The sequence below is a fragment of the Hydrogenophaga sp. genome (assembly GCF_022844385.1).
GTDB lineage: Bacteria > Pseudomonadota > Gammaproteobacteria > Burkholderiales > Burkholderiaceae_C > Hydrogenophaga.
Window position 1 is genome coordinate 26,307 of sequence record NZ_JALHLX010000016.1, and the last position, 11,756, is coordinate 38,062.

Below are 11,756 nucleotides of genomic sequence, written 5' to 3' on the forward strand. Positions count from 1 at the left end.
TCGTCATGATCAAGATCCTCATCCCCGTTGATGGCTCGGCCCAGTCCATGCACGCGGTTTACCACGCCATGCGACTGGTCAGCTCGGGCCTGAAGGCCCGCTTTGTGGTGGCCAACGTGCAGGAAGCCCCCAACCTCTACGAACTCGTGGTCGCGCACGACCCCGACGTGTTGCACGAGGTGAGCGACGCTGCCGGCCACGATCTGGTGCGTCCGGCGGTGGCCTTGCTGACCGCTTCCAGCCAGTTGGTGGAGGAAGTGGTGGCCAGCGGCGACCCCGCCCACACCCTGCTCGAACTGGTGGAGAGCCACGAATGCGACGCCGTGATCATGAGCGCCCACGGCAGTGGCGAGAGCGAGCGTGGGCTGGGCTCGGTGGCGCAGCATCTGGTGCAGCAGTGCGCGGTGCCTGTGACCATCGTGCGGCCTGCGCAAACCGAGGCGCCTGCGGAGTCTTGAGCCCCTCACGCCCGGGGCAGCCCGGCTGCGGGATGTTTCAGGGCTCGCGCTCGCGGGAGAGTCGTCGCTGTGCCTTGTGGACTTGCTGGACGGCCCGGCGCAGCGCGCTGCTTCGGCGCAGTGCCTGCTCCATCTCGGTCAGCGACAGGCGCGAGTCGGCTCCGGCGCTCAGCAGGGCGGCCTTGAGGTCCTCGTAGCCGGCCTCCATCGCGTGCAAGGCCGCATCCGGGCGGACCGCATCCGCCGATGTGTCCGGATCCCAAGCCGACAGCAGGGCGCCGGCCGCCCCGGCAAATGCGCTGGCGGCCGAGGCCAGGCGGGCATCTTCCAGGCCTGTCGCCGACAGCGCGACGGCGGCCACCGCCTGCTCGGCGCCGGATTCGTTGTACCGCTGGATGCGCAGCAGTTCGGCCAGCCGCGCGCTGACAGCTTGCGACAGGGCGGCGCTGCGCAATCGTTCGACGAAGCGCTCGATGGCGGTGTCCAGGCTGCTCAGGATCGCGTGGTCGGTCTTCAGCCGGGCGGCATCCGCGCCCGCCAATGCACTTCGGGTCATGCGAAGGGCCACCTGCGTGGCACGGGTCACCTCCCGGGACAGTGCATCGAGTGCCAGTGTGGGCACGGCGAGCACGTTGTCGTCGAGGAATTGCGGCTGCGCCTCGTCTTCCTCGCGGGCCCGGAATCGCTGTTGAAGCCAGTGGGTGAGCCGGCCAGCCAACGGCCACATCAACAGCACACCCATCAGGTTGAAGATGGTGTGAAAGAGGGCGAGCTCGGTGGCGGGGTCCGGTGGCAGGCCCACCACTTCGCGGGTCCGGGCCAGCGCGCCGACGATCCAGGGCAGGAGCAGCAGCGCAACCACTCCGGTGAGGAAGTTGAACACCACGTGGGCCGAAGCCGCCCGGCGGGCGTTGGGCGTTGCACCGATGGCGGCCAGCAGTGCCGTGGCGGTGGTGCCGATGTTGGCGCCGATCACGACAGCTGCTGCACCTTGCAGTCCGATCAAACCGCCCTGTGCGGCGGTGAGGGTGATGACCATGGCCGCGCTGGACGACTGCATCAGCACCGTCATCAGCAGCCCGATCCCGAGCTGCGCCAACACCACCAGCGGTCCTTCGCCCTGCGGCAAGGTGAACTGGCCGGCCAGGGAGGCAAAGGCCTGTTGCAGCAGGGCAATGCCCATGAAGAGCAGCCCGAAGCCGGCGAGCGCGGTCCCGATGGCGCCACTGCGGCGGCCCTCGCCCGTCAGCCGCAGCAGGGCGCCCAGGCCCACCAAAGGCATGGCGAGCATTTCGACCTTGAACTTCAGGCCGACCAGGGCGACGATCCAGCCCGTCATCGAGGTGCCGACGTTGGCACCGAACAGCACCCACAGGGCCGGGCCCAGCGACAGCAGACCGGCGTTGACGAAGCCGATGGCGGCCACGGTCACCGCGCTGGACGACTGAACCAGCGACGTGACCATCAAGCCGGAACCCAGCGCGTGCATCCGCGTGCGTGTGGCCCCCGCGAGGATGCGGTGCAAAGCCGGGCCGGCCGCCAGCTTGAGTCCGTCCGTCATCATGCCCATGCCGAGCAGGAACAAGCCCAGCCCGCCCGCCACCAGGCCCAGGGTCTGGAAGTCGCTCATGTCAGGAGTGCCGTGGCCATGGCGGTGATCACCGCCATGCACACCAGGTTGAGCACCAGTCCGCACCGCATCATGGTGGTCTGGGACACCTGCTCCGTGGCGTACACCAGCGCATTGGGTGGCGTGGCCACCGGCAGCATGAAGGCGCAGGAAGCCGATACCGCGATGGCCGCAGCGAACAGGGGCGGCGGCAAGCCCAGGGTGGCCGCCACGCCCACGAAGATCGGCACCAGCAAGGCCGCAGACGCGGTGTTGCTCACCAGTTCGGTAAGAAAGACCACGAAGGCCACCACCCCCAGCAGCAGCAGCACCGTCGGCGCACCCTGCAAGGTGTCGGTCAGTGCTGCGGCCAGAAACGGGCTCGCTCCGCTGGTGGCCATCACCTCGCTCAGCGCCAGTCCGCCGCCGAACAGCAGCAGTACGCCCCACTGCGTGCGTTGCTCGATCTGCGGCCAGGTGATGGCGCCGCTGGCCACCAGCGCAACGATGGCCGCCACCGCCACCACGCTGTCGACATCGGCTGTGACGCCCAGCACCCGGCCCAGCGGCGCAGCGCCGATCCAGCCGGCGGCCGTGAGGCCGAACACCAGCAGGGTGATGCACTGCAGCCGGGTCCAGGGCGTGGACGTTGCTGGCTCGATGGGAGCGTCTTCCGGCGTTCCCAGGCGTGGACGAAGCATGAGGTACAGCACCGCCACCATCAGGGGCAGCAGCACCGCCACCATAGGCAGGCCGATGCGCATCCACTCGACAAATCCGATACCGGCCTGCGCCGCCGCGATCGCGTTGGGCGGGCTGCCCACCAGGGTACCGATGCCGCCGATGCTGGCGCTGTAGGCCACGCCCAGCAGCACAAAGCTGCGCTCGCGCACCCCGTCGTCCTCGCGCATCAGGCCCAACGCCAGCGGCAACATCATTGCAGCGGTGGCCGTGTTGCTGATCCACATCGACAGCAGCGCGGTGAGACCGAACAGCATCGCCACCGCCGTCGTTCGCCGGCCGGCAGCCAGGCGCATGACCGCCAGCGCCAGCGCACGGTCCAGCCCCTGCTGCTGCAAGGCCGCGGCCAGCGCAAAGCCGCCCAGGAACAGGAAGATGATCGGATGCGAGAACGAGGCGAGCGCCGTACGCAGGTCCATCAGGCCCGTGAGCGTGGCCAGCAGCGGTACCAGCAGAGCGGTGACGCTCAGGTGAATGGCCTGCGTCATCCAGAGCCCGCCGATCAGCACAAACAGCGCCAGCCCCAGGCGCAATGCTTCGGGCTGGGGTGCGCTGCCGTAGACGAGCCCCGCCAGCGCCAGGCAGGCGGTTGCACGCAGCAAGGAACCCGCGTGAAAACTCATTCGTCGCGGGCGGTCGACACCAGCACATCCGTGCTGCCTTCGGCCAGCACGTGTTTGCTGACGCTGCCCAAGAGCATGTCCTCGGTGACCGAGCGGCCGTGTTTGCCCAGTACCACCAGATCGCAGTCCTGCTCCTGTTCCTGTTCAAGCAGGGCTTGCGAGGCCTCGCCCTCGACGATGCAGGGATCCCAGTCGCCGGGCTTCAGGCCGCTCGAAGCTGCCAGCGAGAGCACCCGCTGAAGCGCGTCCGCGCGGGCCTGCTTGCGGTAGTGGTCGATGGTGGCCGGATCAACGCCGGCGTAGCGCAGCTTCGACTCGAACGGCACCTGGTAGGCGTTGAACAGCAGCAGCCGGGCGTGCGGTGCCACCCACCGCGCCAGCGCGATGGCGTGCGCCGACCAGGGTGAAAAGTCCAGGGCCACCAGCACATGGTGGTAGGCCTCGTGCGGCTTGTGCCGCACCACCAGCACAGGCTGCTTCGTGCGGCGCAGCAGCCGCTCGGAGGTGCTGCCCAGCACCAGCTGACGCAAAAAGCCGGAGCCGCGGGCACCCACCACCAGCAGGCTGGCGTTCAGCTCTTCGCACTCGCGGTCGATCTCCACCAACGGCGACCCGGTGGACTTCACCGCGCGGATGTTCACCCGGCGGCTCGTCTGAAGCTCCGCAGCCCAGGCCCCGAGTTGGCGGTCTGCCTCGTCGTGCAGTTGCTGCTCCATCGGGTGGCTGGCGCCCAGCCATTCGCGAAGCTCCTGCAACGCGCCGCCCGGCAGCACATGCATCAGCGTCAGCGCAGCACCGGTTTCGTGCGCCAGGCGGGCCGCCCGGTCGGCAGCATGGCGGGAGGGTCCCGAAAAATCCGTGGCGGCCAGGATGGGACCCGGCGGTGTCCTGGAGGTCATGTGCTTGTCTCCTGTTGATGAATGTCGTGGGCAAGGCGTGCTGCCGCGTGGTCGGCCGCGTCGTCGAACGGATTCAGGACCTGGGAGACACCGGCTGCGGCCAGGGCCCGCCCGTGGGCGGCGTCGCGCACGGCGCCCACCACCCGTCCACGGTAGTGCACCGCCTGCAGCGCATGCAACAGCGCGCGGTTCGACTCCCATTGCGGGAAGGTCGTGATCACCCAGCGCGCCTGCCGCAGGGGCAGGGTTTCGAGAAAATCGGGGTCTTCGCCGTCACCGAACAGCACGGGCAGTCCCCGGGCCCGCAGGGCCCGCACGGCCTCGGGGTCGAAGTCCACGCCGACCACGGCCACACCGTCGGCGTGCAACTGCTCGAACAGGCGGCTGCCGTAGCGACCGAGCCCGAACACGATGGCCTGCGCATCGCGCTCCGTACCGGCGGTCGATTCGGCCGCGAGTTCGCGAAACGGGTGTTGGCGCTCGAAGATCCGGAGCCAGGGGGCGAGGCGTTCGTACAGCGGCTGGGCATACAGGATCATGTAGGTCGACACGGTGATCGTCACCAGGCCCACCAAGGTGGTCAAGCTCAGGGCCTCAACGCCGACATGCCCCAGCGTGATGCCCATGGCGACGAACACGATCGAGAACTCGCTGATCTGCGCCACGGTCAGGCCGGCCATGAAGCCGGTGCGCCGCCGGTAACCCATATAGCCCATGATGGCCATCACGATCAGCGGGTTGCCGATCAGCACGAAGAGCGACAGCACGATGGCGGGCACCACCTCGGCACCCAGGGTCGAGAAATCGAGCTTGGCACCCAGGTCGATGAAAAAAAACAGCAGGAGGAAGTCGCGGATGCCGGTCAGCCGCGCGTTCATGGCCTCGCGGTAAGGCGTGGAGGCCAGCGAGAAACCGGCGAGAAAGGCGCCCGCCTCCTTGCTGAAGCCGGCCCACTCTCCCAGCGCCGCCAGTGCCACGCCCCAGGCAATCGCAAAGACCAGCAGCAGTTCCTGCGACCGGGCCATCGAGGCCACCACCACCGGCAGCACCCAGCGCATGAGCACATACAAGGCCACGGCCGCCAGCGCCAGCCGCCACGCCAGCGACACCCCCACCGCGATCCAGCCGGCGACATCGCCGTCCCCATCGCCGGCGGAGCGCAGCGCGCTCATGGTCATCATGGCGATCACCACCGCCAGGTCCTGCACGATGAGGAAACCCACCGCGATGCGGCCATGCAGGCTGTCGAGTTCGCGTTTGTCGGACAACAGCTTGACGATGATGATCGTGCTGGAAAACGTCAGCGCCACGGCCACATACACGGCCTCCATGGCGCCCTTGCCCAGCGCCAGCACCAGGGCGAAGCCGATCACGATGGTGAAGGCCAGCTGCCCCAGGCCCGTGGCCAGCGCCACCGGCCCGATGTGGCGCACGTGGTGCAGGTCCAGCTTGAGGCCCACGGCGAACAGCAGCACCGCCACGCCCACCTGCGCCAGCAGATCGATCTGGTCGTGGGCCGACACCAGGCCAAAGCCGGCCGGCCCCACCGCAATGCCCACGACGATGTAGGCGATCAGCACCGGCTGACGAAGCCGCACGAACACGGCGCCCGCCAGTGCGCAGATCAACAACAGGGCAGCGAACTCGGTGAAGTGGCCGTGCATGGGGGTAAGAGGCTTGGATGAAGAACGTCCCCTGGACACCCTACCTTACCTCAGCGGCCGGGCGCCGGGCTGGCTGCTCCGCCCAAAGCCGCAGCCCTCGTCGCGCGCGAAGAACACCGGGCCCTCTTCGTGCATGAAGCCGCCCACCTCGATGCAGTTGGCCTCCTTTTTTGGCGCTGAACTTCGGGCACCTGCAAATGCCGGGCGGCGTTACTTGCGATGCTCCAGTCGGAAGATCTTCACCGCATCGTTCATCACGCGGGCCTGCGCCTGCAGCGAGCTGGCCGCCGCCGAGAGTTCTTCGACCATGGCCGAGTTCTGCTGGGTGACCGAGTCGAGTTGGCCCACCGCCTGGTTGATCTGAGCCAGCCCCATGGACTGCTCGTGCGTGGCGCCGGTGATCTCGGCGATCAACCCGTTGACCTGCTCCACCGAGCCCACCACGTTGGCCATGGTCTGGCCGGCGCTGTGCACCAGCTGGCTGCCGTGCGTGACCTTGGCGGCCGACTCGTCGATCAGCACCTTGATCTCCTTGGCCGCGCTCAGCGTGCGCTGGGCCAGGTTGCGCACCTCGCCGGCCACCACGGCGAAGCCGCGGCCCTGTTCACCCGCGCGGGCGGCTTCCACCGCAGCGTTGAGCGCGAGGATGTTGGTCTGGAACGCGATGCCGTCGATCACGCCGATGATCTCGCCGATGCGGCGCGACGACTTGCTGATGTCGTCCATGGTGGCCACCACCTGGGTCATGGCGACATTGCCTTCGCGCGCCACGGTGGCCGAGCGCTGCGACAGCACCGAGGCCTCGCGCGAGGAGTTGGCGCTTTGCTGCACGGTGCTGGTGAGTTGCTCTATCGACGCAGCGGTTTCCTCCAGGCTGCTGGCTTGCGATTCGGTGCGTGATGACAGGTCGGAGTTGCCCGCGGCGATCTCGTTGGACGCCACCTGCACGCCTTCGACCTCGTGGCGCACGTCGGACACCACCGCCTGCAGGTTCACGTTGAGCTGGTTGAGCGCACGGGCGAGTTCGCCGAACTCGCCGCTGCTGGCACCCTTGAAGCGCGCCGACAGATCGCCCGCCGCCATCTGGTTGGCAAATGCGATCGACTGGTTGAGCTGCTTCAGGATCTGGTTGCGCAGGCTCAGCGCGGCGAAGGTGGCAATCACCAGCAGCACTGCACCGGCGCCCACGTGGACCGCTGTGCCTTGGCTGGCGGCGTATTCGCCGACCACCAGGCCCACGGCGGCCAGGCCCACCGACGAGATGGCGATGCGTTTGCCCAGCGTGAGCTGGGCCATGCGCTGCAGCTGGCCCGCCAGACCGGTGCGCACCACGCGTCCGTGGTGCAGGGCGACGCTGGCGCTGCCCGATGCGGCTTCGCTGCGCATGCGTGCGTAGAGTTCCTCGGCATCTTTCACCTGCTCGCGGGTGGGCCGGGTGCGAACCGACATGTAACCCACCGCCTGGCCGTTTTCCATCACCGGTGTGGCGTTGGCCACCACCCAGTAGTGGTCACCGTTCTTGCGCCGGTTCTTCACCAGCGCCGACCACGGCGAGCCGCTGGCCAGCGTGGCCCACATGTCGCGAAACGCCTCGGTGGGCATGTCGGGATGGCGCACGAGATTGTGCGGCTGTCCGATGAGTTCTTCGCGGTCAAAACCGCTCACCGCAGCAAACGCGGGGTTGCAGTAGGTGATGCGGCTTTGCAGGTCGGTCGTCGAGACCAGGGTCACGCCCTCGGGTATGACGAACTCCTGGTGGGTGACGGGGAGGTTGGAACGCATGCTGATCTCAGGGTGGATGGGAGTGCGATCCCACACCACCGTTTGATGTATGGAACCTTGTGTATTCACTATCGGCAATAGCCCCGGAATCTGAACGGCTGATGTGGGGCGGAACACCCTCCCGGTACCGGCCCATGCAGTCGGTGACCGGCCGGTCTTTGACCGGTGTTCCGCCCAGGTCCGCGGCGTCAGCTCGCGTAGCCAGCCGGCAGGTAGCTCAGACGGCCTTCGGCGGTGGCGTAGCGCACCACGTCTGCTTTGTCAGCCGGCTCCAGGCCCAGGCCGGGTGCGCTCAGGGAATGCATCAGCGCCAGACACGCCTCCATGTTGTTGGAATGCATGAATTCCTTGATGGCCAGCGCCAGCGCTGCACTGCGCATCCGTATGCCGGCCGCGTTGGTGGCCTTGCACAACTGGGCCACGATGGCAGCGCAATACGTTCGCTCGTAGGGCGTTGCGTCCAGACCCCGTGTCACCTCGACCCCCAGTTCGTGGGGGGTGCCCCATTGCCGCATGAACTCGCTCACAGCGCCAAGAAGGAACTCCTGCGAGAACCAGATGTGCCGATTGGCATTGGCCACGATCGGGGGTGGCATGCGTTGGCCAAACCCGCTGGTTGGGCCCAGCGTGGTCAACGAGCGGTTGTTTCCGAGACTGCCTTCGAACTTGACCCGCGTTGCCCCGCTGCACAAGGCAATGCCCGGCATCATCAGGGCCTGCAGGGTCGTGTTGTTCGTCAGACAGGCGGCGATGCACTGAATGCAGAAAAAGTTGAATCCATGGTTTCCCCGGTCAGCGACTTCGAAGTGGAGCTGGGTGAGGTGCGTGCGGTTGTTGCGCAGGTTTTCAAACAGGTGGATCGGGTTTTCCGGCGAGGGGTTGGCGGGCGGGCCTGGGTTGGCAGGCGCTGTGTTGCTGAACAGTTGCAGCGCAATGATCTTCGGGTTCGCCAACAGCAGTTGGCTGATGTTGACGAAATTCAGTGCCGCGCCCATGCTTCCGAGCGTCACGCATTCGAGGCTGGTCCAGTGGGCCAAGGCTGTCAGCACCCGGTCCATCTGGCGCACGGGTGGTGCGGCGGCGTAGTCGTTCGACCAGCTGAAGTCCTTGACCGTGGGCGCAGCAAGCACGAACGGAGCGTGCGGGTCTGCGAACGCGCAGTCGATGAACGTCAGGGCGGTGAGTTTGCAGCCGGGCGCCAGCAGACTCGTCTGTAGCTTGGCGCAGGCCGCCGGCGTCAGCAGTGCCGTGCTTGCAACAAGCGACGTCACTGCAGACAGCTCGTTGATGTGTTCCGCAACGTGGTCGAGAAGTCCGTCGGGCAATGGCGGCGCGTTCTTCATGTCGTCAGGGTCTGCGCTGAGCGTCAGTTGGCGCCCACCCGTTGCGGCCACGAAGGCCAGAAACAGCTCGGGTTCGTTGGCCATGACCAGGCTGCGGGTGATCTCGGGGTGCTTCGTGGGGTCTGGGTCGGCTCCGTCCAGAAACGCCACCACCGCAGGGTCGGTCAGCATCTCGGGGTGGAGGTTTCGCAGCAGTGCTCGGCGGCTTTTGCTGGGTTGGTGAATGTCGCTGGAACGTTTCATGGAGGCCTTTGGGGGGTGGTGGCCCCGTTGGACTCGCGTGAACAGGGCGCCGGTTCCGCCCCCCGGCGATCGCGCCTAGCTCGGTGAATGCGGCGGGTTCCGGGGCGTGGGCTGCGGCGCCCAGCCCTTGAGCGAGCCGTGCCGGTGTGCATAGACGCTGGTGAATTCGGCACCCAGCAGGAACACCTGCGCCGAGTAGTACACCCACAGCAGCAGCACCACGATGGACGCCGCCGCGCCGAACACCGAGGCCACGCCGCTTCGCCCGATGTACTGGCCGATCAGCTCCTTGCCTACGGTGAACAGCAGTGCGGTGATGGCCGCACCCAGCCACACATCGCGCCAGGCCACCGGCACGCGTGGCATCCACTTGTAGATCATGGCGAACACGGTGGTGACGAAGAGGTAGCTCAGACCGAAGTTGATGGCGTCCGCGACGTAGGCCAGCTCACCGAGCCACGGCGCCCACCATTTGCCCGCGGCCGCCATGGCCGCGCTGAGCACCAGCGAGACCATGAGCAAAAAGCCGATGCCCAGCACCATGGAGGTGGAGAGCAGGCGCACTTTGAGGAATCGAAGAAACCCGCCCGTTTCCGGGTGGGGTGGGGCGCGCCAGATGCGGTCCATGGCGTCCTGCAATTCGGCAAACACCGTGGTGGCACCCGCCACCACCACCACCACGCCCACCACCGTGCCCCAGACGCCGGCGCGCGGGCGGTCCAGGCCTTGCAAGAGCGAGTCCACCGCCACCGCGCTGTCGGTGCCCACCAGCTGCGTCAGCTGGGCCAGGATCTCACCGCGCGCAGCCGGCTCGCCAAACAGCAGGCCGGCCACCGAGATCACGATCAGCAGCAGCGGCGCGATGGAGAAGAGGGTGTAGAACGCCAGCGCAGCCCCCATGCTGGGCGCGTAGTCGTCCAGCCAGGCGTTGATGGTGTCGCGGATCAGGGCCCATGCGGTGTTCAGCATGGTGCAGACAGGGGGGTGAGTTGCATGCAGCGCATTTTCGGGGGCTATCGCTTCGAGAAATGTTCGCTGCCGCACGTTGGGACGGCTGTGCCGGGGTGTTTGCCGAAAAGAAGGCGCCATTCGGCCTCAAGTTCGCGCAAGGGCTGCCGATAGAGAGCCAAGAACACCGGGCATGTTTCCGCCCGGTGGCCCTTTGAGAGGCCCGCCATGATCAACATCTCCACCACCAGCCCCGTGTCCTGGCCCACGCCGCCGTCCGCCGCCGTGGCGCCGGTGTCGGCCACGTCGGCCATCAAGCCGGTGCAGTCGGATGGGCGTGAAGCGAAGAACGAGCTGGAATCCCGCCGCGATGCGCGTCGAACGCGGGCCCGGGCGGACGAAGAGGCCCGCCCGGCAACACCGCAGCGCGCTTCAGACGCCGAGCCGAAGGCCAGCGCCCAGGCCCGTCAGGAAGCGGCCGCCCAGCGCGCCGAGCAGGCGGTCAAAAAGGCCGAAGCCGACAAGGCCAGCCACCGCAAGGCCATGGACCGTTTGCAGGAGGTGCTCACCAACATGTGGGCGGCCAGCGCTGCGGTGGTGGACCACGCCCTCGGGCTGGAGCCCAAGGCCGAAGCCCTGCCCGGCAACCAGAGCGATACCGCGCCCGACCTCTCGGCCGTGGCCGCGTCCACCATGCCACGCCGCCTGCTGCCGGGTGCAAAGACCGCGGATGCGCCCGCGCAGACCGCCCCGGAGAACATGCCCTGGCCGGTGATGCCGCAGTCCACCGACGAGGCCGCGGCCGAACTGGCGCCCGAGGTGCCAGGCGGTGAGGTGATCGCCTACGACGAGAACGGCCAAAGCAGCCTGGCGCCGCTGGAAGTGGGCACTTTGCTGAGCGAAAAAGTCTGAGACCGCTGGAAGACCGACCGATTCGCCGCCGGGCCGCCCCCAGGCGAATCAGCCCCCTCTGGGGGCAGCGACCCGCGCAGCGGCGGAGCTTGGGGCATCAGTTCAGCCCTTCTGCTTGAACACCGCCATGGCACCGACCAGACGGGCCGCTTGCGCGCTCAGGCGGGCTCGGCCTGTGCAAACTGACGCAGGGCGTGTTGTGTGCGTTCCATGTCGACCAGCAGCTGGTTGCCCAGCTCGCGCCGCAAGGCGGCGTTGTCCTCCGGGGCGAGGCGCTCGATCTGCGCCGAGGTGCGCACCAGCGCCCGAAAGCCCAGCAGCATGGCCGTGCCCTTGAGCTTGTGCGCGTCGTAGGCGATCTGGGCGGCATCGCCTGCCGCCAACGAGGCCACCAGCACATGCACGCTGCCTTGCGGTGCTTCAAACAACGTGCCCAGCAGCTCCTCCATGGTGTCGGGCGGCATCATCGCCACGATCTCGGTGTAGGACTCGGTGTCGATCAGACCCGCCGCGCTGGTGTTGAGTTCGTCGGGA

The 11,756-nt window shown here is 67.6% G+C and carries 10 protein-coding genes; 2 read left to right on the forward strand and 8 right to left on the reverse strand.

Annotated features, from left to right (window positions below; translation table 11 throughout):
* The first annotated feature begins 5 nt into the window (after positions 1-5).
* On the forward strand, positions 6-458 hold the full coding sequence (locus Q0C59_RS05395; protein WP_291212757.1) for a universal stress protein: 453 nt from the start codon (positions 6-8) through the stop codon (positions 456-458).
* Between the two features lie 37 nt (positions 459-495).
* Here the strand turns inward: Q0C59_RS05395 and Q0C59_RS05400 are convergent, their stop codons facing one another.
* The 7 genes from Q0C59_RS05400 to Q0C59_RS05430 form a co-directional block, all read right to left on the reverse strand.
* Positions 496-2,088: a Na/Pi cotransporter family protein gene (locus tag Q0C59_RS05400; RefSeq protein WP_291212760.1), complete on the reverse strand. Its 1,593-nt coding sequence runs from the start codon at positions 2,086-2,088 to the stop codon at positions 496-498.
* On the reverse strand, positions 2,085-3,431 hold the full coding sequence (locus Q0C59_RS05405) for a DASS family sodium-coupled anion symporter (RefSeq protein WP_291212763.1): 1,347 nt from the start codon (positions 3,429-3,431) through the stop codon (positions 2,085-2,087). The genes Q0C59_RS05400 and Q0C59_RS05405 overlap by 4 nt, the downstream gene beginning before the upstream one ends.
* The gene (locus Q0C59_RS05410) at positions 3,428-4,330 is read right to left on the reverse strand and encodes a universal stress protein (protein WP_291212766.1); all 903 of its coding nucleotides are present in this window, start codon (positions 4,328-4,330) and stop codon (positions 3,428-3,430) included. Before Q0C59_RS05410 ends, Q0C59_RS05405 begins: the two co-directional genes overlap by 4 nt.
* The gene (locus Q0C59_RS05415) at positions 4,327-5,994 is read right to left on the reverse strand and encodes a cation:proton antiporter (protein WP_291212769.1); all 1,668 of its coding nucleotides are present in this window, start codon (positions 5,992-5,994) and stop codon (positions 4,327-4,329) included. Before Q0C59_RS05415 ends, Q0C59_RS05410 begins: the two co-directional genes overlap by 4 nt.
* A 210-nt stretch (positions 5,995-6,204) precedes the next feature.
* The gene (locus Q0C59_RS05420) at positions 6,205-7,776 is read right to left on the reverse strand and encodes a PAS domain-containing methyl-accepting chemotaxis protein (protein ID WP_291212772.1); all 1,572 of its coding nucleotides are present in this window, start codon (positions 7,774-7,776) and stop codon (positions 6,205-6,207) included.
* Between the two features lie 188 nt (positions 7,777-7,964).
* Positions 7,965-9,362 carry a hypothetical protein gene (locus tag Q0C59_RS05425; RefSeq protein WP_291212775.1) on the reverse strand — a complete coding sequence of 466 codons (1,398 nt, stop codon included), beginning with the start codon at positions 9,360-9,362 and terminating at the stop codon, positions 7,965-7,967.
* 75 nt (positions 9,363-9,437) lie between these two features.
* Complete coding sequence (locus tag Q0C59_RS05430; protein ID WP_291212777.1) at positions 9,438-10,331, reverse strand: YihY/virulence factor BrkB family protein; 894 nt, start codon at positions 10,329-10,331, stop codon at positions 9,438-9,440.
* 207 nt (positions 10,332-10,538) lie between these two features.
* Between Q0C59_RS05430 and Q0C59_RS05435 the strand changes: the two genes are divergently transcribed.
* A complete protein-coding gene (locus tag Q0C59_RS05435; RefSeq protein ID WP_291212779.1) occupies positions 10,539-11,222 on the forward strand; it encodes a hypothetical protein in 684 nt (227 codons plus the stop codon).
* Positions 11,223-11,380: 158 nt separating this feature from the next.
* On the opposite strand, the gene Q0C59_RS05440 is transcribed toward Q0C59_RS05435, so the two are convergent.
* On the reverse strand, positions 11,381-11,756 hold a 376-nt coding region (locus Q0C59_RS05440; RefSeq protein WP_291212781.1), incomplete at its 5' end, for an Hpt domain-containing protein.

Excerpts from the sequence above, each read along its gene's own strand:
- Q0C59_RS05395 (WP_291212757.1), top strand. The coding sequence starts at position 6 with ATGATCAAGATCCTCATCCCCGTTGATGGCTCGGCCCAGTCCATGCAC.
- Q0C59_RS05400 (WP_291212760.1), bottom strand. The coding sequence starts at position 2,088 with ATGAGCGACTTCCAGACCCTGGGCCTGGTGGCGGGCGGGCTGGGCTTG.
- Q0C59_RS05405 (WP_291212763.1), bottom strand. The coding sequence starts at position 3,431 with ATGAGTTTTCACGCGGGTTCCTTGCTGCGTGCAACCGCCTGCCTGGCG.
- Q0C59_RS05410 (WP_291212766.1), bottom strand. The coding sequence starts at position 4,330 with ATGACCTCCAGGACACCGCCGGGTCCCATCCTGGCCGCCACGGATTTT.
- Q0C59_RS05415 (WP_291212769.1), bottom strand. The coding sequence starts at position 5,994 with ATGCACGGCCACTTCACCGAGTTCGCTGCCCTGTTGTTGATCTGCGCA.
- Q0C59_RS05420 (WP_291212772.1), bottom strand. The coding sequence starts at position 7,776 with ATGCGTTCCAACCTCCCCGTCACCCACCAGGAGTTCGTCATACCCGAG.
- Q0C59_RS05425 (WP_291212775.1), bottom strand. The coding sequence starts at position 9,362 with ATGAAACGTTCCAGCGACATTCACCAACCCAGCAAAAGCCGCCGAGCA.
- Q0C59_RS05430 (WP_291212777.1), bottom strand. The coding sequence starts at position 10,331 with ATGCTGAACACCGCATGGGCCCTGATCCGCGACACCATCAACGCCTGG.
- Q0C59_RS05435 (WP_291212779.1), top strand. The coding sequence starts at position 10,539 with ATGATCAACATCTCCACCACCAGCCCCGTGTCCTGGCCCACGCCGCCG.